At 58.9% G+C, this 21,939-nt stretch carries 22 protein-coding genes and 1 tRNA gene; 18 read left to right on the top strand and 5 right to left on the bottom strand.

The features are described 5' to 3' along the window. The first annotated feature begins 6 nt into the window (after positions 1 to 6). The 5 genes from N434_RS00700 to N434_RS00725 all read left to right on the top strand — a co-directional run bounded on the left by N434_RS00700 (position 7) and on the right by N434_RS00725 (position 6,134). Positions 7 to 510, top strand: a complete 504-nt coding sequence (locus tag N434_RS00700) for a flagellar basal body-associated FliL family protein (protein WP_110755507.1) — start codon at positions 7 to 9, stop codon at positions 508 to 510. Then, a complete protein-coding gene (fliP, locus tag N434_RS00705) occupies positions 507 to 1,244 on the top strand; it encodes a flagellar type III secretion system pore protein FliP (RefSeq protein WP_110755509.1) in 738 nt (245 codons plus the stop codon). Before N434_RS00700 ends, fliP begins: the two co-directional genes overlap by 4 nt. Positions 1,245 to 1,616: 372 nt before the next feature. Next, complete coding sequence (locus N434_RS00710; protein ID WP_110755511.1) at positions 1,617 to 2,618, top strand: flagellin N-terminal helical domain-containing protein; 1,002 nt, start codon at positions 1,617 to 1,619, stop codon at positions 2,616 to 2,618. A gap of 589 nt (positions 2,619 to 3,207) precedes the next feature. Further along, entirely contained in the window at positions 3,208 to 4,539 is a 1,332-nt protein-coding gene (locus N434_RS00720) for a flagellin N-terminal helical domain-containing protein (protein WP_110755513.1), read from the top strand. A gap of 260 nt (positions 4,540 to 4,799) precedes the next feature. Next, positions 4,800 to 6,134 carry a flagellin N-terminal helical domain-containing protein gene (locus N434_RS00725; protein ID WP_110755515.1) on the top strand — a complete coding sequence of 445 codons (1,335 nt, stop codon included), beginning with the start codon at positions 4,800 to 4,802 and terminating at the stop codon, positions 6,132 to 6,134. A gap of 202 nt (positions 6,135 to 6,336) precedes the next feature. On the opposite strand, the gene N434_RS00730 is transcribed toward N434_RS00725, so the two are convergent. Continuing rightward, positions 6,337 to 6,411: transfer RNA gene (locus N434_RS00730), tRNA-Thr, on the bottom strand. 155 nt (positions 6,412 to 6,566) lie between these two features. Here N434_RS00730 and N434_RS00735 point away from each other — a divergent pair. Together N434_RS00735 and murA are read left to right on the top strand one after the other, a co-directional pair. After that, positions 6,567 to 6,833, top strand: a complete 267-nt coding sequence (locus tag N434_RS00735) for a hypothetical protein (RefSeq protein WP_110755517.1) — start codon at positions 6,567 to 6,569, stop codon at positions 6,831 to 6,833. A 102-nt stretch (positions 6,834 to 6,935) separates the two neighbouring features. After that, entirely contained in the window at positions 6,936 to 8,228 is a 1,293-nt protein-coding gene (gene murA, locus N434_RS00740; protein WP_065114831.1) for a UDP-N-acetylglucosamine 1-carboxyvinyltransferase, read from the top strand. Between the two features lie 26 nt (positions 8,229 to 8,254). Here murA and N434_RS26050 read toward each other — a convergent pair whose 3' ends face one another. Then, positions 8,255 to 8,791, bottom strand: a complete 537-nt coding sequence (locus tag N434_RS26050; RefSeq protein WP_286172045.1) for a hypothetical protein — start codon at positions 8,789 to 8,791, stop codon at positions 8,255 to 8,257. Between the two features lie 90 nt (positions 8,792 to 8,881). On the opposite strand from N434_RS26050, the gene N434_RS26055 reads away from it, so the two are divergent. From N434_RS26055 to N434_RS00790, 10 genes are all read left to right on the top strand, one after another. Further along, the gene (locus N434_RS26055; protein ID WP_286172074.1) at positions 8,882 to 9,136 is read left to right on the top strand and encodes a helix-turn-helix transcriptional regulator; all 255 of its coding nucleotides are present in this window, start codon (positions 8,882 to 8,884) and stop codon (positions 9,134 to 9,136) included. 94 nt (positions 9,137 to 9,230) lie between these two features. Then, complete coding sequence (locus tag N434_RS00750) at positions 9,231 to 9,785, top strand: YbhB/YbcL family Raf kinase inhibitor-like protein (RefSeq protein ID WP_110755519.1); 555 nt, start codon at positions 9,231 to 9,233, stop codon at positions 9,783 to 9,785. A gap of 169 nt (positions 9,786 to 9,954) precedes the next feature. Beyond that, positions 9,955 to 10,395: a DUF2948 family protein gene (locus tag N434_RS00755; RefSeq protein ID WP_065114829.1), complete on the top strand. Its 441-nt coding sequence runs from the start codon at positions 9,955 to 9,957 to the stop codon at positions 10,393 to 10,395. Positions 10,396 to 10,530: 135 nt separating this feature from the next. After that, positions 10,531 to 11,829: a histidinol dehydrogenase gene (gene hisD / locus N434_RS00760; protein ID WP_065114828.1), complete on the top strand. Its 1,299-nt coding sequence runs from the start codon at positions 10,531 to 10,533 to the stop codon at positions 11,827 to 11,829. Positions 11,830 to 11,832: 3 nt separating this feature from the next. Beyond that, entirely contained in the window at positions 11,833 to 12,306 is a 474-nt protein-coding gene (locus N434_RS00765; RefSeq protein WP_065114827.1) for a UPF0262 family protein, read from the top strand. A 2-nt stretch (positions 12,307 to 12,308) separates the two neighbouring features. Next, positions 12,309 to 12,797, top strand: a complete 489-nt coding sequence (locus tag N434_RS00770) for an arsenate-mycothiol transferase ArsC (RefSeq protein WP_046800566.1) — start codon at positions 12,309 to 12,311, stop codon at positions 12,795 to 12,797. Positions 12,798 to 12,941: 144 nt separating this feature from the next. Then, positions 12,942 to 13,160 (top strand): translation initiation factor IF-1, encoded by a 219-nt coding sequence (gene infA, locus N434_RS00775; protein WP_003503453.1) that lies wholly within the window; start codon positions 12,942 to 12,944, stop codon positions 13,158 to 13,160. A 32-nt stretch (positions 13,161 to 13,192) separates the two neighbouring features. Further along, entirely contained in the window at positions 13,193 to 13,816 is a 624-nt protein-coding gene (locus tag N434_RS00780) for a Maf-like protein (protein WP_110755520.1), read from the top strand. 3 nt (positions 13,817 to 13,819) lie between these two features. Continuing rightward, positions 13,820 to 14,047: a DNA gyrase inhibitor YacG gene (yacG, locus tag N434_RS00785; protein WP_110755522.1), complete on the top strand. Its 228-nt coding sequence runs from the start codon at positions 13,820 to 13,822 to the stop codon at positions 14,045 to 14,047. A gap of 146 nt (positions 14,048 to 14,193) precedes the next feature. Continuing rightward, complete coding sequence (locus N434_RS00790; RefSeq protein ID WP_110755524.1) at positions 14,194 to 15,030, top strand: DUF6030 family protein; 837 nt, start codon at positions 14,194 to 14,196, stop codon at positions 15,028 to 15,030. A 12-nt stretch (positions 15,031 to 15,042) separates the two neighbouring features. Here N434_RS00790 and galE read toward each other — a convergent pair whose 3' ends face one another. The 3 genes from galE to mscL all read right to left on the bottom strand — a co-directional run bounded on the left by galE (position 15,043) and on the right by mscL (position 18,158). Next, on the bottom strand, positions 15,043 to 16,074 hold the full coding sequence (galE, locus tag N434_RS00795) for a UDP-glucose 4-epimerase GalE (protein ID WP_065114823.1): 1,032 nt from the start codon (positions 16,072 to 16,074) through the stop codon (positions 15,043 to 15,045). A gap of 331 nt (positions 16,075 to 16,405) precedes the next feature. Beyond that, complete coding sequence (locus N434_RS00800; RefSeq protein ID WP_110755526.1) at positions 16,406 to 17,572, bottom strand: pyridoxal phosphate-dependent aminotransferase; 1,167 nt, start codon at positions 17,570 to 17,572, stop codon at positions 16,406 to 16,408. Between the two features lie 157 nt (positions 17,573 to 17,729). Next, a complete protein-coding gene (gene mscL, locus N434_RS00805; protein WP_065114821.1) occupies positions 17,730 to 18,158 on the bottom strand; it encodes a large conductance mechanosensitive channel protein MscL in 429 nt (142 codons plus the stop codon). 219 nt (positions 18,159 to 18,377) lie between these two features. On the opposite strand from mscL, the gene N434_RS00810 reads away from it, so the two are divergent. After that, positions 18,378 to 21,887, top strand: a complete 3,510-nt coding sequence (locus tag N434_RS00810; protein WP_110755528.1) for a PAS domain-containing hybrid sensor histidine kinase/response regulator — start codon at positions 18,378 to 18,380, stop codon at positions 21,885 to 21,887. The last annotated feature ends 52 nt before the right edge of the window (positions 21,888 to 21,939 follow it).

The following is a 21,939-nucleotide window of genomic DNA, read 5'->3' on the forward strand; positions in this document are numbered from 1 at the left end:
CGAGCCATGGAAAACGAACAGACAGAGGGCAAGAAGAAATCCTCCCCTCTGGTCATGACCATCGCAGGCATTGCCATCCTCACCCTGCTCGGCGCGGGCGGCGGCTGGCTGGTGGGCGGCATGATCGCCCCCAGGATCGCCGGCGCCGAAGCCGCCGCGCATGCGCCGGCCGCCTCGGCTGAAAAGGGCAAGGCCGCCGAGGGCATCGAGAAAATCTCCGCCGAAGCGAACGGTATCGTGCAGCTCGATCCCATCACCACCAATCTCGCCTACCCATCGACGAACTGGGTGCGGCTGGAAGTGGCGCTGATGTTCAAGGGGCCGGTGGAAGTCGGGCTGGCGGAGGATATCCACCAGGATATCCTGGCCTATGTGCGTACCGTTTCCCTCCAGCAGCTGGAAGGGCCGCGCGGCTTTCAATATCTTAAGGATGACATTCAGGAACGAGTTGACCTGCGCTCGCAAGGGCGCGTATCCAAGGTCATGTTCCGGACCTTTGTCATCGAATGATTCGATTTCTTGTAACCATCGCCGTCCTCCTCGCCTTGCCGGGCCTTGCCAACGCCCAGCAATTTCCGTCCGATCTGTTCAATACGCAGATAGACGGATCCGTCGCGGCATGGATCATCCGCACCTTCGGCCTCCTGACGGTCCTCTCCGTCGCGCCGGGCATCCTGATCATGGTCACGAGCTTTCCGCGCTTCGTGATCGCCTTTTCGATCCTGCGCTCCGGCATGGGGCTTGCATCGACCCCGTCCAACATGATCCTGCTGTCGATGGCGATGTTCATGACCTTCTACGTCATGTCGCCCACCTTCGACAAAGCCTGGACCGACGGCGTGCAGCCGCTGCTGCAGAACCAGATCAACGAACAGCAGGCCATTCAGCGCATCGCCGAACCGTTCCGCACCTTCATGAACGCCAACACGCGCGACAAGGATCTGAAGCTCTTCGTGGATATTGCCCGCGAGCGCGGACAGGAAGTGATGACCGACAATGTCGTCGACTACCGCGTGCTCGTTCCGGCCTTCATGCTGTCGGAAATCCGGCGCGGTTTCGAGATCGGTTTCCTCATCATCCTGCCATTCCTCGTCATCGATCTGATCGTTGCCACCATCACCATGGCCATGGGCATGATGATGCTGCCTCCCACCTCCATTTCCCTGCCGTTCAAGATCCTGTTTTTCGTGCTGATCGACGGCTGGAACCTGCTTGTCGGCAGCCTCGTCAGATCGTTCAACTGACAGGCATCCGTGCCGCACTGACACGCATTAACCCTGTTTCTTAACCCCGCAGCCCCACGGCCGTGGGGTTTTGTCGTTTTAATGCTTTGGTTACCATTTTTGCTAGCGGCTGAATAACTATAATTTTAAATTAAAAACTTACCATTCATGAAAACTAACCAGTAACCATAAGTATTTTCTAGTATTTCTTAATTCTCAAATTAATAATTGTGCAATTTTTGGCTGCGAAATTCTCTCCACACGCAGCGGGTTTGGTTTCCAGAAACAAGTAGTTCTGAACCGAGTGGCATGAAGCCGAAACGTTGCGACCGGTAATACACAGTCCGGAATGTCCCCAATTCCAGTATCTCGTAAAAACAAGGGACAAATACTATGGCAAGCATTCTCACCAACGCCTCCTCCATGGCTGCTCTCCAGACGCTGCGTTCGATCGGTAGCAACATGGAAACGACGCAAGCCCGGATTTCGTCGGGCCTGAAGGTAGGCTCCGCTTCCGATAACGCCGCTTACTGGTCCATCGCGACCACCATGCGTTCGGATGCTTCGGCACTCTCCACCGTTTCCGACGCGCTCGGCATTGGCGCAGCCAAGGTCGACACCGCCTATTCCGGCATGGAAGCGACGATCAAGGTCGTTCAGGAAATCAAGGACAAGCTGATCCTTGCCCAGGACCCGACCGCCGACAAGAACAAGATCCAGAAGGAAATCGGCCAGCTCCAGAAGCAGCTGACCTCCATCGCCGACTCCGCGACCTTCAACGGTGAAAACTGGCTGAAGACGAAAGTCACCAACGATGGCGCTGCATTGACAGCTGACGCCGACATAGCAAATCTGAAAAAGCAGGTTGTCGCGTCCTTTACCCGTGACTCCGCTGGCGCCGTCAAGGTCCAGCGTGTTGACCTGCAGCTCAGCGGCACAAACGTTCTCATTGACACCGGCCTTACAACGGACGGCAAACTGAGCGCTGGTATTCTCGACTCTGCTGCAAAGGCTGATGTCGCAAAGACCTCGATCATGACGCTCGATATCTCCACGCTGGCTGGATACAAGAACGACACGACAGGTCTCGTGGCCGCTAACGCGACAGACAACGACGTGCTTGACGCTCTCATCAGCCACGTCGACAAGCAGCTTGAAACCCTCAACAGCGCCGCTGCTGATCTGGGTTCGGTCTCCAACCGCATCTCCATGCAGGAAGACTTCGTCTCCAAGCTGACGTCGACCATGGAAAAGGGTATCGGCCGCCTGGTCGACGCCGACATGAACGAAGAGTCCACCCGCCTCAAGGCTCTGCAGACACAGCAGCAGCTGGCAATTCAGGCTCTGTCGATCGCCAACAGCGACTCGCAGAACATCCTGTCGCTCTTCCGTTAATCGGACCAGAGATCACAAGAAACGAGCCGCGCCCGAAAGGGTGCGGTTTCGCGTTTATGGCATGGCCCGGGGATTGAAAGATTTCATTTACCATCCCTGCTTTCAAAGCATTTACCACGATTTGAGCGAAGAGCCGGGTACCTTCCGAAATTAGGAAATTGGAAAGCACCGGCTGTCAGGTTTCTCGCACGGACAAGCGGATAGCCGCAGGCCGGAATGATATAAACGCAGGATTACGAGCGGGGGCTGACCGTCTTGTAACCGCGTAAAATGGCAGGCGCGAAGGAGGCTGACCCGAGCGTATTGCCTGTTGATAAAAGCCGCATCCGGAAACGGATGCGGCTTTATTGTTTTTTAAGCATTCTCGGCTACGCGCGCGCACGCGCAAAGATTGCAAAATAAAATCTCAGCGTGTGTGTTTTTTCATGCCCCTTAGGTCTTCGTTAACCATATGGCGGTTAGCTAGTGCCATCGAAACGGTGAGCTAACCATTAAAAATCAGCCGGTTAGCAGGCATGATGCTGTGCGCCGTTCCCGGTGAGACCGGAATGTCCCTTCTTTAATCAGCCATTCAAGGGGCAATTTTATTATGACGAGCATTCTTACCAACATTGCAGCCATGTCTGCTCTCCAGACCCTGCGCACCATCGGCCAGAACATGGAATCCACACAGGATCGCGTGTCCTCCGGCCTCCGCGTCGGCGAAGCTTCCGATAACGCTGCCTACTGGTCGATCGCAACGACCATGCGTTCGGACAATTCGGCCCTTTCCGCTGTTCAGGACGCCCTGGGCCTCGGCGCCGCCAAGATTGATACTGCCTATTCCGGTATGGAATCGTCTATCGACGTCGTAAAGCAGATCAAGGACAAGCTGGTTGCGGCTCGCGAGCCTGGCGTCGACAAGTCGAAAATCCAGGAAGAAATCACCCAGCTTCAGGACCAGCTGAAGTCGATCTCCAGCTCTTCGTCTTTCTCTGGTGAAAACTGGCTGCAGGCAAAGATCAGCGACGGCGCAGGCACGCTGACCGACGTTACGAAGCAGGTTGTCGGCTCTTTCATCCGCGACGCTGGCGGTAATGTCTCGGTCAAGACAATCAACGTCGCCCTCAGCAACGGTACGGTTCTGTTCGATACGTCTTCGGGCGCAGCCAAGGACAAGCAGGGTATCCTCGATTCCTTCGCTTACTATTCCACGACCGGCAACTACAAGTCGTTCGACATCACGACGACCGTCACAGCGACAGGCGCAAAGACCGAAAAACCCGTTGCAGCTACCATCTACACCGAAGCGCAGCTGGCCGCTCTCGCACCGGCAACCGCCGGCACTCCGGTCGCGATCGACTACACGACAACACCAGGCCTCGCTACCGTTACCTTGGGTTCCGGCACGGAGCAGAACGGTACCTACCTCAAGATCGGTGAGAACCAGTACGTTAAGGTGGTCACCACAGATCCGGCAGCAACTGGCTCGACCACTTCCGAAGTCGGCACCATCGGCTCGACGAAGTATTACCTCGAGACGACCGCTGCAAATATCGATGCACCGACGCAGCTGACCTACTCCCTGACGTCGCTCGACATCACCAAGGATCTGAAGGGTTCGTTCACCAACGCTGACGGCACCGCGCTGTCGGAAAACCAGTATCTCGACGCCATGATTTCCTTCGTCGACAAGCAGCTCCAGAGCATGACGTCGGCAGCCGCCGATCTCGGTTCTGTCAAGATGCGTGTCGAACTGCAGGAAAACTTCGTCAACAAGCTGACCGACTCGCTCGACAGCGGTATCGGCCGTCTGGTCGACGCCGAGATGAACGAAGAATCGACCCGCCTCAAGGCTCTTCAGACCCAGCAGCAGCTTGCTGTTCAGGCCCTGTCGATTGCCAACAACGACTCGCAGAGCATTCTCTCGCTCTTCCGCTAATCACAAGCGACATCATTCACATCGGAAAGCCGCGCCTCAGGCGCGGCTTTTTTCGTCATGGTTAAGAAAAATTATCGTTCCTTAATTTTTTCCTTTGCCGGTTTAGGCTTTGTTAACCATTCGCCGCCTAAAACCTAGTCATCGAAACGATTGGTTAACCAAGACGAAAAAGAGGTTAACAGGCATCAAGCCGCTCGATCGTTCCCGGTGACAATCCGGAATGTCCCTTCTCATTTCAGCCAATCAAGGGGCAAATTATTATGACCAGCATTTTGACGAACGTCGCGGCCATGGCCGCCCTGCAGACCCTTCGCGCCATCGGCAGCAACATGGAAGAAACGCAGTCTCGTGTTTCCTCCGGCATGCGCGTCAAGACCGCATCCGACAATGCCGCATATTGGTCCATCGCAACCACCATGCGTTCCGACAATGGCGCCCTCTCCGCCGTTCAGGACGCCCTCGGCCTCGGCGCAGCCAAGGTCGACACCGCCTACTCCGCCATGGAAACCACCGTCGATGTCGTCAAGGAAATCAGCAAGAAGCTGGTTGCCGCCCGCGAAGCCGGCGTTGACAAGGCCAAGATCCAGGAAGAAATCCGCCAGCTTCAGGACCAGCTGAAAAGCATCGGCGAATCCGCCTCCTTCTCCGGTGAAAACTGGCTGAAGGGCAAGATCAGCGACGCCTCCGGCAACCTGACACCCGTCACCAAGCAGATCGTCGGCTCCTTCATCCGCGATGGCGCGGGCAATGTCGCCGTCAAGACCATCAATATTCAGGTCGACAACAAGACCGCGCTTTTCGACACGACGACCGGCGCAACGAAAAACGGCATTCTCGACAGCGCCGCCTATTACTCCGACACCGGCGTTCTGCGCGATTTCGAGATCACGACGACGACGGCTGCGGGTGTTTCGACGACCACTCCCTATACCGCGAAAGTCTTTACTGAATCCCAGCTTCTGGGTTTCCCGTCAGGTACGACGACCACGATCACTCCGGACGCGGCAACCGGTCTCGTTACCGTTGCTGCGGCGAGCACTGCACGAAACAACGGCACCTACTTCAAGATCGGTGAAAACGAGGCTGGCGAAGCACTTTACGTGAAAGCCAACAATACGACGCCAACGCCTGCAGGCACCACAGTGACATCGATCGGCACCGGTGGCTCGTCCAACAATAATATCTACCTCGAAACCGTCGCAGCAGACTCGCAGATGGCGCAGAAACTCGATTACTCGCTGATCGATCTCGACATCACCAAGGACCTCAGCGGGCTGACGGACGCCAACGGCCAGCCGCTGACGGAGAATGACGGCCTTGATAACATGATCCAGTTCGTCAACACGCAGCTGGAATCGCTTATCAGCGCCAGCGCCGATCTCGGCTCGATCAAGATGCGCCTCGACCTGCAGGAAGACTTCGTCTCCAAGCTGACCGACTCCATCGACAAGGGCATCGGCCGCCTCGTCGACGCGGATATGAACGAGGAATCCACCAAGCTCAAGGCGCTCCAGACGCAGCAGCAGCTGGCCATCCAGTCGCTCTCCATCGCCAATACCAGCTCCGAAAATATCCTGTCGCTATTCCGCCAGTAAGCGGCGCCCGTTGGCTACGGGCGGTTTCGTCCCGCTCTGGCAGCAACAGAATATTCGGATACGGAAACCGCGCTTCGCAGGAAGCGCGGTTTTCCCGTTTGCAGGGACCTGCTCGCACTGTGTGGCAGAACATGCAGATTGCGTCTGCGCAAAACAGATGCGGCAATGGCCGGTGCGGAAATATCTGATTTGACGGGGAAAATGGTGCTGCTAGAGAGATTTGAACTCTCGGCCTCTCCCTTACCAAGGGAGTGCTCTACCCCTGAGCTATAGCAGCATCCGGTGCCGAAGCGTTTGCTTCAGCATCAAGCGTGGCGGCCTATTGCCATAGGTTTTTGACGAGCGCAAGTCGCAAAACGATATTCTTGATCAAGTGGAGCAAAAAAGCGTGCCCCCTGTTGAAAAATACATTTTTCGGATATTGCTGAATTTATGAACGAACATCATGACAAACAGGCAAAGCTGGCGGTTGGCGTTGATGCCGCCGCGGAGCCGTCGGCCTTGACGGCGGCAGGCAACCAGCAGGCTGGCCCGGGCGAAAAGGCGCGCGAGCGTGAGGCGGAGCGCAAGGCGCGCGCGGCGAAAAAGCTTCGTGAGAATCTTTTGAAGCGCAAACAGCAGCTTCGCGCACGCCGCGCCGGCGATGCCGACGAGACGATCGGCCTGCCTGCCGCAAAAACGGACGAATCATCCTCATAGAGAATTCATCAGCATAAAATTGAAACGCCGCGGAAATTCGTCTAAGGACGCGCCTTCCGCAAGGCACGATAAAGAAAGGCGGGCACAGGCCCGTAGGGACGCATGGATCGCATCAGAATCACGGGTGGCAACAAGCTCAACGGCATCATACCCATCTCCGGCGCAAAAAACGCCGCCCTGCCGTTGATGATCGCATCGCTTCTGACCAGCGACACGCTGACGCTCGAAAACGTGCCGCACCTGGCTGACGTGGAGCAGCTCATCCGTATTCTCGGCAATCACGGCGTCGATATTTCCGTCAACGGCCGCCGCGAAAGCCAGGGCGAAGCCTATTCCCGTACCGTGCACTTCACCTGCCGCACCATTGTCGATACCACCGCTCCTTACGAGCTGGTATCCAAGATGCGCGCAAGCTTCTGGGTCATCGGCCCGCTTCTGGCGCGTGAAGGCCGTGCCCGTGTTTCGCTGCCCGGCGGATGCGCCATCGGCACACGTCCGGTCGACCTGTTCATCGAGGGCCTCGAGGCACTCGGCGCGACGATGGAGATCGATGGCGGTTACATCAACGCCAGCGCCCCGAAGGGCGGCCTCATCGGCGCGGTTTACACCTTCCCCAAAGTTTCAGTCGGCGCGACGCATGTGATGCTGATGGCCGCCAGCCTTGCCCGCGGCACAACCGTCATCCACAACGCCGCCCGTGAGCCGGAAGTGGTCGATCTGGCCCAGTGCCTGACAGCCATGGGCGCGAAGATCGAAGGTGCCGGCACCTCCACCATCACCATCGAGGGCGTCACCTCGCTTTCCGGCGCACGCCACCGGGTTCTGCCGGACCGTATCGAAACCGGCACCTATGCCATGGCGGTTGCCATGGCCGGCGGTGACGTGGTGCTGGAAGGCACGCGCGCATCGCTGCTGGACAATGCACTCGATACGCTGCGGCTTGCCGGTGCCACGATCAGCGAGACCGAGACCGGCCTTCGGGTGGTGCGCAACGGCAATGGCATCCAGCCGGTCGATATCGTCACAGAACCCTTCCCCGGCTTCCCGACCGACCTGCAGGCACAGTTCATGGCCCTGATGACCCGGTCGCAGGGCGTTTCGCACATTACCGAAACCATCTTCGAAAACCGCTTCATGCACGTGCAGGAACTGGCGCGCCTCGGCGCGAAGATTTCGCTCTCCGGCCAGATGGCCCGCATCGAAGGCGTTTCCCGCCTGAAGGGCGCACCTGTGATGGCGACCGACCTGCGCGCTTCCGTGTCACTGGTCATTGCCGGCCTCGTGGCCGAAGGCGAGACCATGGTTTCGCGGGTCTATCACCTCGATCGCGGTTTCGAACGTCTTGAAGAAAAGCTCACTCGCTGCGGCGCTCTGGTCGAACGCGTCAGCGACTGATACCGACTGAAAAATCCACCCGGCTGTCAGCGCAACCGGGTGGATTTCATGACAATCGACGCGAGGCGGCGAAGGGAGAATTCCTCGTGAAACCATTTGCCACGCCGCACATCGAAACCGCCACGCCATGCAAGGACGACGTCTCCGTCCTGTCGATCACGCAGGCGACGGCCGCGACATTTTCCGATCTCTTTATCAGGCTGACCTTCCTCTGCTTTATCCGCGCAGGCTCCAAGAGAGTGATTTGCCCGATCAATGGTGAACTGACGGCCCGAGAGGGGGATTTGCTGGTTTTCCCTCCGGGGTCTCTGGTAACGCTGGAAAACCGGCCATTGCTGGACGCACATTACCGGGCCGAAGGTGTGTATTTCAGCCATGACCTGATCAATTCCGTTTTCACGGATCAACGGCATTCCGATAGTCCGCCTGGCATACAGGTCATTCGCGCACTTGCGAATGCACCGGATATTCTTGAGCGTATTCAGGATACGCTCGATGACTGCAGCCTTCCCCCGCCCATACGCCGACACCGGCTGCGGGAGCCCTTGATCTGGTTGCAGCATCAGGGAATCCGCCTTTCCGCGAGGACGGATGAACAGCCTTCGAGCAAGTTGCGGAGTTTGATCGAAAGCGATCCGAGCCGTGACTGGCGGGTGTCGGATGTCGCCAGAAGCTTTGCCATGAGCGAAGCAACATTTCGTCGCTCCCTTGCCAGATCAGGTCTGGGCTTCTCGCGGGTTCTACAGAATACCCGCCTCGAAAAAGGCCTTGCCCTGCTGCAGGCGACCGACGCTCCCATTTCGCAGATCGCGCTGGAATGTGGGTTCAAAACGCCATCGCATTTTTCCGATTCTTTCAAAAAACGATTCGGGATCAAACCGAAGGCGATAAGATCGGCCGGCGATTGATCGTTTTTCGATAGTCGTTGCATCTCTGCCGGAAGCGTGCGCCGCCCGGGGACTATATCGTTCGGCCGTTATCAACGTCCCTGAAGGAAACGATATGTCTAGGTTTCAAAAGCTACTCTTTGCCGGTTTGACCATTGCGACCGCGATGTCTGCACCCGCCCTTGCCGACGATTTCCGCTTGTCCAGCTCCTCCATTTCGGAAGGAAACCAGCTTGCGGCCGTTCAGGTCTTCCAGGGCTTCGGCTGTGAAGGCGGTAATCTGTCTCCACAATTGTCGTGGTCCGGCGCACCGAAGGAAGCCAAGAGCTTTGCCATCACCGCCTATGATCCCGACGCGCCGACCGGTTCGGGCTGGTGGCATTGGAATGTCGTGAATATTCCGGTCGAGATCACGCAGCTTGACGCTGGCGCGAGCGGAAAAGACGACATGCCGAAAGGCGCGCTGGAATTGCGGAACGACTATGGAACAACGGGTTTCGGCGGCGCCTGCCCGCCTCCCGGCGAGATGCATCGATACGTCTTTACCGTATATGCGCTCGGCGTTGAAAAGCTTGAACTGCCCGAAGGTGCGAGCAACGCTCTCGCCGGCTTCATGGTGCGCGCCAATACGATTTCCCAAGCGAGCATTACGGCTGTGTATAACAGGTAATATCAAGGCGGGGGCAGCTTTGCCGGCAAACCCACGGTTCACGCCGCTGCCTGAACGCCTCAACCGCCGCTCATCCGCTTCTACCCGTTGCAGAACGGGCCTCGACTGCCTATTTCCAGTACAAGAAATAGACATTGCGGCCCGTGGCCCGCGGAAAAGGAAGAAAACGATGAGCGGCCTGAAATTGCTCGCGCTGGATACTGAAGATCTCTCCGTCATCTCGACGCATATGCAGGACAGCGTCTTCAAGCTGAAAGACGTTGCCTTCGAGCCGAAACATGGCCAGTTCACACTTTCCGCCAATCGTTTCGTCTGGGAAAGCACCGAGAAGAAGAACCTGCCGCCGGAGCGCTGCCGCAGCGTCATTTTCCTGAAACGTGTCTCGGCCGTGCGCTCGCACGGCATCAACCGCGCCGACAAGGAACAGGTGCTGTCGCTGCTCGCCATGCGGTTCGTGCCGAATGGCGAGGGGCCTGACGGGTCCGTCGAACTGACGCTTTCGGGCGGTGGCGCCATCGCGCTTGATGTCGAATGCATCGAAGCGCAGCTGACGGATGTGAGCGGCGCCTGGGAAACCGCCTCCAAACCGCATCACCCCGACAGCGAATAAACGCGCCGCGCCATTGCAACGGTTGCCTTTCGTCACCGTTTCGATTTATGCCACATACCAGAGCCGCGCAATTGTTCTGCGGTGAGTTCGTGCACCCTGCGGGATCGCCCGCGGGGACAATGAAAGGGTAATGGCGTGGCAATCTGGCTGGAGCAGGCATCGGCTGATTTCGAACGGAAGTTCGCTGCCTTCCTGACAACCAAGAGAGAAGTTTCCGAAGACGTCAACGCGACCGTTCGCGACATCATCAACGATGTCCGCCATCGCGGCGATGCGGCGCTTGCCCATTATTCCCTCAAATTCGACGGTATCGATTTTGCCAAGGTCCCGATGCGGGTAACGGCGGATGAAATCGATGCCGCCTATTCGGCGGTCGACAAAAGCGTCATCGAAGCCCTCGAACTCGCGGCCCGGCGCATCGAGAAACACCATGCGCGGCAAATGCCGAAGGACGACATTTACGAGGACGATATCGGCGTGGGCCTCGGCTCTCGCTGGACGGCCATCGAGGCCGTGGGCCTTTATGTGCCCGGCGGCACGGCCAGCTATCCAAGCTCGGTCCTGATGAACGCCGTGCCGGCCAAGGTTGCCGGTGTCGAGCGCATCGTCATGGTCGTGCCGGCAAATGGCGGTGCGGTCAATCCCGCCGTGCTTGCCGCCGCGCGCATCGCGGGCGTCGAGGAAATCTATCGCATCGGCGGGGCGCAGGCCGTGGCGGCGCTCGCCTATGGCACGGAAACCATCGCGCCGGTCGCCAAGATCGTCGGCCCCGGCAATGCCTATGTGGCGGCGGCCAAGCGCCAGGTTTTCGGCACTGTCGGCATCGACATGATCGCCGGCCCCTCCGAAGTGCTTGTCATTGCCGACAAGGATAACGATCCCGACTGGCTGGCCGCCGATCTTCTGGCGCAGGCGGAGCACGATCGCGGCGCGCAATCCATTCTCGTCACCGACAATGCCGAACTCGGCAAGGCGGTGGAGGCAGCCGTCGAACGGCAACTGAAGCGCCTGTCGCGCTCCGAGACGGCGGCGGCAAGCTGGGCGGATTTCGGCGCGATCATTCTGGTCGAAAAGCTTACCGACGCCATTCCGCTCGCCAACCGCATCGCCGCCGAGCATCTGGAGCTTGCGGTCGACGATCCTGACGCGCTGATGGCGCATATCCGCAATGCCGGCGCGATCTTCGTCGGGCGCCACACGCCGGAAGTGATCGGCGATTACGTCGGCGGCTCCAACCACGTTCTGCCGACGGCGCGCTCGGCGCGCTTCTCCTCCGGGCTTTCGGTGCTGGATTTCGTCAAGCGCACCTCGATCCTGCGGCTTGGGCCGGAGCAATTGCGCCAGCTTGCACCGGCGGCAATCACCCTTGCCCGTTCGGAAGGACTGGACGCGCATGCGCGCTCGGTCGCAATCCGCCTCAATCCGGAAAGTTAAGCGATGGCTTCAGGCGATTTCCGGCTCTGTGACGTGGTACTGGACGACAGCATCGGCCGGTCCACGCCCGACGTGGAGCATGAACGCGCCGTCGCCATTTTCGACCTGATCGAAGAAAACAGCTTCGAGCCGCTCGGCCATGCCGGCGGGCCGTATCGGCTGCATATCTCGCTGGTGGACGCCAAGCTGGTCTTTTCGATCCGCACCGAAGACGAGAAGGATGTCGCGACCCATATCCTGTCGCTGACGCCGTTTCGCCGCATCATCAAGGATTATTTCCTGATCTGCGAGAGCTATTACGAGGCGATCCGCTCCTCCACACCCAGTCAGATCGAGGCGATCGACATGGGCCGGCGCGGCATTCACAATGACGGCTCGCAGACGCTGATGGATCGGCTTTCCGGCAAGATCAAGGTGGATTTCGATACCGCGCGCCGCCTCTTCACCCTTGTCTGCGTGCTTTATTGGCGGGGTTAGAGATGAGCGATCCTGCCGCAGCGCCAAACGAGGGACGAGCGCCCAAATCGGTCCTCTTCATGTGCGGCATGAACTCCATCCGTTCCCCCATGGCAGAGGTGATCGCCAAACGGCTGGTGGCGCCCGGCATCTACATCCAGTCGGCCGGCGTGCGGGCCGGCGAGCGCGACCCCTTCGTGGATGCCGTACTGGAAGAACAGGGTTTTTCGCTCGGCAAGCACAAGCCGCGCACTCTGGATGAGATCGAGGATGATTTTTTCGATCTGATCATTACATTGACGCCGGAAGCCCATCACGCCGCACTGGAACTGACGCGCTCGAATTCGCTCGATGTGGTCTATTGGCCGACCATGGACCCGACGGTGATCACAGGTACGCGCGAGCAGATCCTCGACGCCTATCGCGAGGTGCGGGACCATCTGTCGAAACTGATTTCGGAACGCCTGCCGGGGCGGCAGCAGCCGGTGGCGGATACGCTTTCAAAAGACTGAAAACTGCCCTCGCCTCATGAAAATCGGTACTGATTTTCAAGCCGATGCTTTAGAGGTTCACAAATGTGCCGGGATTGTGTAGTTTCCGCGCAATTTTCCCGGACACGCCATGTCCGGCACTATCAACAGGAAGAAAACCCTTACATGACAAAAGAAGAAGTCCTTGAATTCCCGGGCATCGTAACCGAATTGCTGCCGAACGCAACATTCCGCGTGAAGCTTGAGAACGACCACGAAATCATCGCCCACACGGCGGGCCGCATGCGCAAGAACCGTATCCGCGTTCTGGCGGGCGACAAGGTGCTGGTCGAAATGACGCCTTACGACCTGACCAAGGGCCGCATTACCTACCGCTTCAAGTAATCCACTTCCGCATCGGACGCCCGGGCAGCGCAATGACCAATTCAAAACAAAAGCTCGTTCTGGCATCCGGCTCGCCGCGGCGTCTGGAACTGCTGCATCAGATCGGTGTCGAACCGGCGCGCCTGATGCCGATGGATATTGACGAGACGCCTGCGAAGCTCGAGCACCCGCGTACGCTCTGCCGCCGTCTTTCGCTGCAGAAGGCCGAAGCGGCACAGGCGGCGCTGAAGAATGAACAGACGTGGAAAGACGCCTATGTTCTGGGGTCCGATACCGTGGTGGCTGTCGGTCGCCGCATCGTCGGCAAGGCGGAATATACCGAGGATGCTTCGGCGGCGCTGCATCTTCTTTCGGGGCGCAGCCACTGGGTCTATACCGGTATCTGCCTCGTGACGCCCGGCGGCAAGGTTCGCCAGAAGGTGGTGGAGACCAAGGTTCGTTTCAAGCGCCTCTCGACGCGCGAAATCGATGCCTACATCGCGTCGGGACAATGGCGTGGTAAAGCCGGTGCCTATGGCATTCAGGGCATTGCCGGCGCATTCGTGCAGAAACTGACGGGTTCCTACACCAACGTCGTCGGACTGCCGCTCTACGAGACGATGTCGCTTCTTTCGGGCGAAGGCTTCGAGGTGACTTCGGGCTGGCTTGAGGGATAGACCATGGCAAAATCCTCCACTGAAGGCGCCGGAAATGTCGCGCCGCTTCGCAAGCCCCAGCCATGCCCGGAATGCGGGCGCCCTTCGACACGCGACGACTACCCTTTCTGTTCGGATCGCTGCCGTTCGCTTGATCTCTCCCGCTGGCTGAACGGCTCCTACGCCATTCCGGTCGCTGACGATGAAAGCAGCGCCGCTGGACAGGACACAGGTAAAAATACCTCCGAATAACTCTCCATGCGGGGGAAACGCCCGCATGCATGGCACGATATTTTTGAGCCCCTCCGCTCACGCCCATATTCACGGGGCTTTCAACAGCCCGAAATTCATACCAAAACCGGCTGTTTCCCTGACCCGTCAGCCATTAGGGTTCTGCGATGGACGCAAACCTGCAAAAAAGAGTAAGCCATGGCGCGCTGCTGCTTGCGGTGCTGGCCGTCTGTTTCGCCATTCTGGCGACAGTGCTGCTTGCCAATGACGGAAAGCACCTCAAAAGCCTGCTGACCTACCTCAAACTGGCCCCCGCCACATATTCCGTCGAGCCTCCTCCCCGAGTGCAGCCCGTCAAGCGCCAGAAACTCGCCGCCAGAAAAATCGATCTGCCGCCCCATTTGCTGAAACCCGAACAGGGTGGCGAAAGAGCCTCTTTCGCACGCGATTTCCTTCTTTCCGGCAAGGATTTATGCGGCCGCTTCACCGCTGAGGGTTTTTCCAACCCGAAAGGCTGGCATGCCAGCCCGGTCAACATCCACAATTTCGAATGCATGGCCGATCTTACCATGGGGACCGCGGAAGCCCCGGCGGAACCGGCATCGCTTTTCGTTGAAATCAGAGGCGAGGCTGACGGCAAGGTTCGATCCATCCGCATGAAGGCAGTGGCACCTCAGACACCCGATGGCACCGCCATCAGGGCAAAACTTGACGATGCGCTGATCCTGATCATCGAACAGACGCGCTTTGCCGACCTTGCGGCCATGCGTGAACCGGCACGCACGCTGCAGCCTTATCAGGCGCAGCACTTCGGCATTTCGGTTTCCATGAAGCCGGAACAGACCGCGCCGCATCGTCTGAACGTGATTTTGCTCGCAACCGAACAATCGCCGGGGCTGAAGCTGACACGCAGCTTTTTCGACAGCGAACGATGGCTTCCTTCCGCCATCGTCCCGGACCGTCCTGTCCTTTATCCTTCCGTCAAGACAAACCGCATCCAATGATGCGGAAACGGCTCAGCCTATCACCGCCAGCTTGCGCCGGATCGGTGGCAGCCTGTCATTCTGCTGGGCCTGACGTTTGGCCTCCCACTGCAATGCCGTGCGAACGATGGTCGACAGATCGTTGAAGCGCGGGCGCCAACCCAGCTCCGACTGAATACGAGCGGAATCCGCCACCATGGTCGCAATATCGCCTGCGCGGCGGGGACAATGGATGATCGGGAATTCATGCTCCGATTCCCGCTGTACCGCATGCAGGACGTCCAGCACCGAATAACCGACGCCATAACCGCAATTCAATGTCCTGGTGCCGCCGCCGGCGCGCAAATGCGCCATGGCCAGCACATGCGCATCGATGAGATCGCTGACATGGATATAGTCGCGAACGCCAGTGCCATCGGCGGTGGGATAATCCGTGCCGTAGACCTCCACCCGATCCCGCCGGCCGGTTGCGGCTTCGCACGCCACCTTGATGAGGTTTGCCACGCCCGTGGGCGAAGGCCCGGCGCGGCCCTGCGGGTCGGCCCCGGCCACGTTGAAATAACGCAGTGCCACATAGTTGAAATCATGCGCCTGCACGACATCGCGCAGCATGATTTCAGAGGCGAGCTTCGACAGGCCGTAGGGATTTTCCGGGCTGAGGATCGCCGTTTCCGGCACCGGCCCCTCAAACGGCTGGTTGCCGTAGACCGCTGCTGTCGAGGAGAAAATGAAATTGCGGATGCCATGGGCGACCGCCGCAGCGACGAGCGCGCGGGTCGTGCCGGTATTGTTTTCGTAATATTCGAGCGGCTGGCTGATCGATTCAGGGACGCTGACGGAGCCGGCGAAATGGAAAATGGTCTCGATCTGGTTTTCTTCGAAAATCTGGTCGAGCATGGCGCGATCCGCCGCATCGCCCAGATAAAAACGCGCCGCCGGAGCGACGGCCCAACGCGACCCCGTGGAAAGCCGGTCGACCACGACGACCTCTTCCCCGGCATCGAGCAGAGCCCACACCATGTGGCTTCCTATATAACCGGCCCCACCCGTGACCAGAACAGCCATGACACTACTTCCCTGTTTGCTTTTCTTGAGCCCATCAAAGCCAATAATTCTTCATCATTGATTACTTGCACAGAGAATACGCAGCCAATCCCCCGCCCCTTTCAAAAGGTGGCTTACGATTGGTTAGCGCAATGACCTGCTTTTTATTGATTAGATGAAAATGTTCTCACGAATGGAACAAAAACCGCATAACACAGAAAATCCCGCACGTCGATGGTTACGCCGTGGGGTTGTAGTTTTGGAGCGTCACTGTGTTTTCCGGAGCAGATGCGCCTGTCGCGGCAAGATGCCCGACGCGACAGGGCAAACAGCGTGAGAGAAGATCGAGGCCTTACCTGCTGAGGATGTAGGATGCCAGCCGATCGGCGGCATCTTCTATCTGCCTTGGGTTGCGCAGGAAGCAGGCCCGCAGAAACAGTTCCCCTCCCGGGCCGAAGGCGGTGCCGGGCGCGAGGCCAACGCCGGTCTTGTCGACGATGTCCAGCGCTGTGGCGCGGCTGTCCGTTACACCGTCTATCTTGAGGAATGCATAAAGGGCACCGTCCGGCTTCAGCGTTTCCACACGGTTCGTCGCGATCAGCGCATCGCAAAGGATATCGCGCGACATCAAGGCGCGTTCATAGTTTTCGCGGATGAAACCGTCGCCCTGATCGAGGGCTGCAACGGCGCCGCGCTGCATGAATTGCGCCACACCTGACGTGGAATATTGAATGAGGTTCTCAATGACCTGACCGATGGCTGGCGGCGCGGCAAGCCAGCCGACCCGCCAGCCGGTCATGGACCAGTTCTTCGAAAAGGAATTGGCGAAAACGATCTTGTCATCCGGCTCCATCACATCGAGAAACGATGGCGCGCGAGTGCCGGCATAATGATAAAGCGCGTAAATCTCATCCGCCACGATCCACAGATCGTGCTTGCGGGCAAGCGCCAGAACATCGCGCAGATTGTCGCTCGTCGCTGTCCAGCCGGTGGGATTGGAAGGTGTGTTTATGAAAAGCGCCTTCGTCTTGCCGGTGATCGCGCTTTCCAGCTTGCCGATATCGAGATCCCAGCGGCCATCGCGGAAATCGATGCCGACCGGGACGGCCTTCGCGCCCGCCACACCGATGGCAGCGACAATATTGGGCCATGTCGGAGAGAGATAGACCATCTCGTCGCCGGGCGAGGTCAGCGCCTGCACGGCAAGCGCAATGGCCTGCATGCCGGAGCCGGTGACATAAAAATGATCCGGCGACAGCGAGGCCGCGAAATGCCGCTCGTAATAACGGCTCAGCGCCTGACGCAGTTCGGGAATGCCGCGCTGCCAGGTGTAGAAGGTTTCGCCATTGTTCAGCCCGTCGATGGCAGCCTGATTGATGAAGTCCGGGCTCGGCAGATCGCCTTCACCAACCCAGAGGGGCAACAGATTGTCGCGTCCCCGGGCATAATTCACGACTTCAACGATGCCGCTCTGCGGGGCCGCCAGAGAGCGCGCACTCAGACTGTTCAAAATGGACATTAAAGACACTCCGTTTGGTGCCTTCTTATCGCATCGAACCGGCGATATGCATGATATTCCGTGAGGCGAACATGGATTTTCTTTATGGATTGATCCCCGGCAGGAGAGACCGCCGGCCCGAAGGACCGGCGAGACCAGGCCGGGAATAATTCCGGCATCAACGCGTCTTGAGCAGATCGCGGATTTCGGTGAGGAGCTTGACGTCTTCCGGCGGCGGAGCTGCTTCCGGCTTTTCCTCAACCTTCTTGCGATCAACCGAATCACGAAGCTTGTTGACGCCCTTGACCATCAGGAAAATGATCCAGGCCAGGATAAGGAAGTTGATGAGAACCGTCAGAAAGCTACCGTAAGCGAAAACGGCACCCTGATCGCGGGCGGCGGCCAGCGAGGTGGCGGTGACGCTGGAACTCAACGGCAGGAAGTAGTTCGAAAAGTCGAACCCGCCGAAAATCGCGCCGACGATCGGCATGATGAGATCGTTGACGACGGAATCGACGATCTTGCTGAAAGCCGCTCCAATGATAACACCCACGGCCAGGTCCATGACATTGCCGCGGGCAATGAAGGTTTTAAATTCGTTAAGCATCCAGATTGTCCCTCTCTTCTGCTTCGAAAGCTGAAGCTATGTGACTGTCCCTACGCCTTCAACCATATAGATTCGTTTCCGCATTTGGAATTCGTCAAGATTGCATTTATTAGCTTTTTTGCACGCTCATCTTGAACTTTATGATCAGACCGCGCTCATTCTCAACGGTGCGGATTTCGCCTATGCTCATCTCAGGGAATTCTTGCATAGGGAGGATGCGTGCTTCCTGGGTGGATCATATTCGGTTCGGCCTTCGCTTATGTCCTGCTATTGTTTGCGGTTGCCAGCTTCGGGGACAGGAACAGCCGGAAAAGAAACGCACCCAAAAGGGGACGTCCGTTCGTCTATGCGCTCAGCCTGGCGATCTACTGCACCTCCTGGACCTATTTCGGCGGCGTCGGGCTTGCCGCCGACAGGGGGCTGGAGTTCCTCGGTATCTACACCGGGCCAATCCTCGCCTTCACCATCGGCATGCCGATCATTCGCCGAATCGTTGAACTGGCCAAAACGGAAAAGCTGACGTCGGTTGCGGATTTCATCGCCGCCCGTTACGGCAAGAATTCCACTGTGGCGATGATCGTCGCCGTCATAGCGCTCGTCGGCGCCATTCCCTATATCGCGTTGCAGCTGAAGGCCGTTTCCAGCTCGGTGGCGACGATGGTGGATCCCGGCGACTACGGCATCGGCAGCGGCAATCTCTATTTCCTCGACCTGCCACTTGTGGTCACCATTGTCATGGCGGGCTTCGCCGTCATGTTCGGCACCCGGCATACGGATGCCACCGAACATCAGGACGGGCTTATTCTGGCGATCTCGATGGAATCGCTGGTCAAGCTCGTCGCCATGTGTACCGTCGGCTTTTATGTGCTGTTCGTCCTGTTCGACGGCCCTACCCATCTGTGGCAGCTTGCCACGGAGAATGAGCAGGCCATGCGGGCCATATCCTATCACACGCCCGTCAGCCGCTGGATCGTGATGACGCTGCTGTCCGGCTTCGCCATCATCCTCCTGCCGCGCCAGTTTCATGTCGCAGTGGTGGAGAACCGCACACCGGAAGAACTGCGCATGGCGGGGTTCCTGCTGCCGCTCTATCTCATCGCCATCAACATCTTTGTGCTGCCGATCGCGCTCGCCGGCATTCTGACGCTCGGCGCCAACGGCGATGCCGACCTCTACGTGCTGCAATTGCCGCTCACCCATCAGATGCCGGTCGTATCGCTGATCACGTTCATCGGCGGTTTTTCAGCGGCAACCGCGATGGTGATCGTCGCTTCGGTGGCGCTGTCGATCATGATTTCCAATGACATTGTCATGCCGATCTTCCTGCGGCAGAAGCTGCTGAACCGCTCGCCGCACCGGGATAATTTCGCCAAGACGCTGCTCAACATCCGCAGGACGGCGATCTTCGCGGTTCTGTTGCTGGGTTATGGCTATTATCGCGCCGCCGACAGCGCCACGGGGCTTGCCTCCATCGGCCTTCTGGCCTTCGCCGCCATCGCCCAGATGGCCCCTGCCCTTTTTGGCGGCCTGTTCTGGCGGCGGGCCAATGCGCGCGGCGCAATCGCGGGTCTCAGTTCGGGCTTTTTCGTCTGGGCCTATCTGCTGTTTCTGCCAAGCTTCGGCGGACCCGACAATTCGGAAGTCGCGGCGAATATTCTCGGCTTCCTGTTTTCCGGCAGCACCGTATTCAACGGTCCCGAGGCCGATCCATTCGTGAACGCGGTCATCCTCAGCCTGCTCGTCAACAGCATGGCCTTCGTGCTCGGCTCACTTTCGCGCAATCCGCGGCCGGTGGAGCGCATCCAGTCCGGCATTTTCGTCAAGCGCCATTCGAAATCGCAATTTGCCACGCGCGGCTGGAAAACCCGCGTGAGCGTCGGCGACCTCAAAAGCGCCATCGCCCGTTATCTCGGGGAAGAGCGCATGCTGCGCTCACTCGCCACCTATGAAAAGACGGCCGGCCGGAAGCTCAATGACGACCAGCCGGCGGACATGGCGCTGATCCATTTCTCCGAACAATTGCTGGGCAGCGCCATCGGCTCCTCCTCGGCCCGCCTCGTGCTTTCGATCATTCTCCAGAAGGCGGAAGACACCAGCGCGGACACGGCATGGCTGCTCGATCAGGCCAGTGAAGCCCTGCAATATAACCAGGACATGCTGCAGACGGCGCTGGCGCAGATGGATCAGGGCATTGCCGTTTTCGACAGTTCGCAGCAGCTGACCATCTGGAACCGGCGCTTCCGCACCCTGCTGGACCTGCCGGAACAATTCGGCCAGGTGGGCGTGCCGCTGACCGAAATCGTCTCCATGCTGCAGGAGCGCGGCGATATGCCTGATGGTGACACGGATGAGTTGATCACCAGCTTCCTGACCATGGACCTGCCCTTCTCGCTGGTGCTGGCGGGCGGAGAGCGCATCATCGAAGTGCGGTCCAACACCATGCCGGACAAGGGCATCGTCGCCACCTTCACCGACATCACGCAGCGTGTGGCAAGCGATCAGGCGCTGAAACAGGCCAATGAGACGCTGGAGCAGCGCGTTGCGGAGCGCACTGTCGAACTCACCCGCGTCAACCGCGAGCTCGCCGAAGCGCGGGCCTCGGCCGACGAGGCGAATATCGGCAAGACGCGCTTCTTCGCCGCCGCCGGCCACGACATTCTCCAGCCACTCAATGCCGCGCGCCTCTATTCGTCCTCGCTCGTCGAACGGCTGGGTGCATCGGGAGAAAGCGAACTGGTGCAGAATATCGATTCGGCGCTGGAATCGGTCGAGACCATTCTGGGCGCCGTTCTCGATATTTCCCGCCTAGACACGGGTTCGATGAAGGCGCGCATGACCTCGGTGCCTCTAAACGAGCTGCTGAAACGCATCGAGACCGATTTTGCGCCCATGGCGCAGGAAAAGAATCTCGATCTCGTGGTCATGCCCACGTCGCTCACGGTCCGTTCCGACCCCAACCTGTTGCGACGGCTGGTGCAGAATCTGGTCTCGAACGCCATCAAATATACGCTGAAGGGCAAGGTGGTGGTCGGTGCGCGCCGCCGGGGCAACGAAGTCGTCATTCAGGTGACGGATTCCGGCATCGGCATTCCCGCATCCAAATTCCGCACCGTCTTCAAGGAATTCGCCCGGCTGGACGAGGGAGCAAAAACGGCATCCGGCCTCGGGCTTGGTCTTTCCATCGTCGACCGGCTGTCACGCATGCTGCATCATCCCGTGCAGCTGACCTCGACGCCCGGCAAGGGCACGACCTTCCGCATTCATCTGCCGCGTGAATCGGATCGCCTTGCGCCCGCCAAAGCCGGCGGCGGGATCGCCAGTCCGACGGCGAGCGACCGCCTTCAGGGCGTCAGGGTCCTGTGCATCGACAATGAACCGAAAATCCTCGAGGGCATGACGCTGTTGCTGACGGGGTGGGGCTGCGAGGTTCTGCCGGCGGGCTCCGTGGCGACACTGGAGGAGCCCTTCCTCAGCCTGGCGGCGGCGCCCGATGTCATCATCGCCGATTACCATCTCGACGATGGTGACGGCATCAGCGCCATCCGCCTGATCCGGACATTCCACGGCAAGGCAATTCCTGCCCTGCTTGTGACGGCGGACCGCAGCCCGGAAGTGCGCAGCGATGCCGAAAAATACGGGATTTCCGTTCAGCACAAGCCGGTCAAACCGGCGGCGCTGCGCGCCTATATAAACCAGATATCCAGCGCGGCGCGGGCCGCGGCAGAATAAAAAGCTCCCGGACCCTGCGATCCGGGAGTAGCTGGCGTTCAGGATGCGAAGG

This window comes from Rhizobium sp. UGM030330-04 (genome assembly GCF_003208455.1).
GTDB lineage: Bacteria > Pseudomonadota > Alphaproteobacteria > Rhizobiales > Rhizobiaceae > Agrobacterium > Agrobacterium rhizogenes_A.

Excerpts from the sequence above, each read along its gene's own strand:
- N434_RS00725 (WP_110755515.1), top strand. The coding sequence starts at position 4,800 with ATGACCAGCATTTTGACGAACGTCGCGGCCATGGCCGCCCTGCAGACC.
- mscL (WP_065114821.1), bottom strand. The coding sequence starts at position 18,158 with ATGCTTAACGAATTTAAAACCTTCATTGCCCGCGGCAATGTCATGGAC.
- N434_RS00765 (WP_065114827.1), top strand. The coding sequence starts at position 11,833 with ATGGCTTCAGGCGATTTCCGGCTCTGTGACGTGGTACTGGACGACAGC.
- N434_RS00780 (WP_110755520.1), top strand. The coding sequence starts at position 13,193 with ATGACCAATTCAAAACAAAAGCTCGTTCTGGCATCCGGCTCGCCGCGG.
- N434_RS00790 (WP_110755524.1), top strand. The coding sequence starts at position 14,194 with ATGGACGCAAACCTGCAAAAAAGAGTAAGCCATGGCGCGCTGCTGCTT.
- murA (WP_065114831.1), top strand. The coding sequence starts at position 6,936 with ATGGATCGCATCAGAATCACGGGTGGCAACAAGCTCAACGGCATCATA.
- N434_RS00770 (WP_046800566.1), top strand. The coding sequence starts at position 12,309 with ATGAGCGATCCTGCCGCAGCGCCAAACGAGGGACGAGCGCCCAAATCG.
- galE (WP_065114823.1), bottom strand. The coding sequence starts at position 16,074 with ATGGCTGTTCTGGTCACGGGTGGGGCCGGTTATATAGGAAGCCACATG.
- fliP (WP_110755509.1), top strand. The coding sequence starts at position 507 with ATGATTCGATTTCTTGTAACCATCGCCGTCCTCCTCGCCTTGCCGGGC.
- N434_RS26050 (WP_286172045.1), bottom strand. The coding sequence starts at position 8,791 with ATGCTGCAACCAGATCAAGGGCTCCCGCAGCCGGTGTCGGCGTATGGG.
- yacG (WP_110755522.1), top strand. The coding sequence starts at position 13,820 with ATGGCAAAATCCTCCACTGAAGGCGCCGGAAATGTCGCGCCGCTTCGC.
- infA (WP_003503453.1), top strand. The coding sequence starts at position 12,942 with ATGACAAAAGAAGAAGTCCTTGAATTCCCGGGCATCGTAACCGAATTG.
- N434_RS00735 (WP_110755517.1), top strand. The coding sequence starts at position 6,567 with ATGAACGAACATCATGACAAACAGGCAAAGCTGGCGGTTGGCGTTGAT.
- N434_RS00720 (WP_110755513.1), top strand. The coding sequence starts at position 3,208 with ATGACGAGCATTCTTACCAACATTGCAGCCATGTCTGCTCTCCAGACC.
- N434_RS00800 (WP_110755526.1), bottom strand. The coding sequence starts at position 17,572 with ATGTCCATTTTGAACAGTCTGAGTGCGCGCTCTCTGGCGGCCCCGCAG.
- N434_RS00755 (WP_065114829.1), top strand. The coding sequence starts at position 9,955 with ATGAGCGGCCTGAAATTGCTCGCGCTGGATACTGAAGATCTCTCCGTC.
- N434_RS00700 (WP_110755507.1), top strand. The coding sequence starts at position 7 with ATGGAAAACGAACAGACAGAGGGCAAGAAGAAATCCTCCCCTCTGGTC.
- N434_RS00710 (WP_110755511.1), top strand. The coding sequence starts at position 1,617 with ATGGCAAGCATTCTCACCAACGCCTCCTCCATGGCTGCTCTCCAGACG.
- N434_RS00750 (WP_110755519.1), top strand. The coding sequence starts at position 9,231 with ATGTCTAGGTTTCAAAAGCTACTCTTTGCCGGTTTGACCATTGCGACC.